Origin of the sequence: Halorubrum sp. CBA1125, from assembly GCF_009742825.1 — an archaeon.
Lineage (GTDB): Archaea > Halobacteriota > Halobacteria > Halobacteriales > Haloferacaceae > Halorubrum.
The window spans coordinates 1-1232 of record NZ_WPCE01000369.1; the positions used below are offsets into that span (position 1 = coordinate 1).

At 77.3% G+C, this 1232-nt stretch carries 1 protein-coding gene and 1 pseudogene; both read right to left on the minus strand.

The genetic code is table 11. The features are described 5' to 3' along the window. Window positions 1-935: pseudogene (locus GJ633_RS16780) on the minus strand (beta-ribofuranosylaminobenzene 5'-phosphate synthase family protein); the annotation flags it as partial. A gap of 73 nt (window positions 936-1008) precedes the next feature. Next, window positions 1009-1232: cupin domain-containing protein (locus GJ633_RS16785; RefSeq protein ID WP_156589661.1), on the minus strand; the 224-nt coding region annotated here is incomplete at its 5' end.

Consider the following 1232-nt stretch of genomic DNA (forward strand, 5'->3'; position numbering starts at 1 on the left):
CGGCCGCGTCGAGCGCGCGCTCCCCGGCGGCCGCGGCCGCCTCGGCGCGCTCGGCGTCGGTGACGCCGTACACGGCCGGCCCCCACGAGGACTGGCCGGCCCCGAACACCGCTCCGACGCCGACAGCGACGCCACCACGTCACCGACGGGGGGACGGTAGACGCCACCCTGCTCGTCGGCGTACCACGCGCCGTTCAGCCGGCCGATCTCCGCGACGGCCGCGCCGAACGACTCGGCGTTCCCGGCCGCGATCGACGGGAGCACGCGCCGGGTGACGATCCCGCCGATCCGGTCGGCGCGCCCGGGCGCCGCCCGCTCGACCGCGGTCCGCATCGCGTCGTCCTCGGCGTCGCCGCTCCGGCCCGGCGCCGCGTCCGGCCGGACGAGCAGGAACCGCCAGTCGTCCGGCACCGGATGTCTGGCGGCCACCGGCGGGACGGTCCACGCGCCGTCGGCGGGCCGGTCGGTCGTGAACTGCGCGGTCGGGTGGCCCGCGTCGAGGACGAACCCGCCGGCCTCGAAGGTGGCGACGCCGACCCCGAGCGCCCGCCTCGGCCGAGCGCGGGCGCGCGCTCCCGGACGCGTGCCGGCTCGTCGTGGGCCGCCGCCACCGCCGCGAGCGTCGCCGCCGCCAGCTGCGTGCCGCTCCCGAGCCCGGCGTGTCGCGGGAGCGACTCCCGGACGGCGATCCGCGCCCCGTCGACGGCGAGCAGGTCGACGGCGGCGGCCGCGTACTCGCGGACATCGGCTGCGAGCCCGGGGTCCGGATCGACCGCGTCGGCGACCGTCACGGCCACCTCGTCCGCGGGCTGAGCGTCGACGACGACGCGCGGCTCGCGGAGGCCGAGCCCGAGCGCCCCGTAGAGCCGCTCGTGCGAGAGGCTGAGGTTACAGAAGCCGAAGTGGAGCCGCGCTCCGGCGCTCGCGCGTGCCATGGTCGTCTCCCGTTTCGGGTCGCACCGGTAAAAGGGGGCGTGACCGTGGCGGGCGCTGCCCGCGTCTCGGCGATCAGCGAGCGTCCGTTCCCCAGTCGGGGTTCGCCCGCGGCGGCGAGAAGATATCGTACCCCACGACGCGCTCCTCGCCGTCGTTGCGCACCGCGTGCGGCTCGCCGCCCGGGACGACGTACGTGTCGCCCGCCTCGACGACGGACTCCTCGCCGTCGACGACGAAGGTGATGGTCCCCTCGGTGACCACGCCAACCTGCTCGTGCGGGTGGTCGTGCTCGGGGA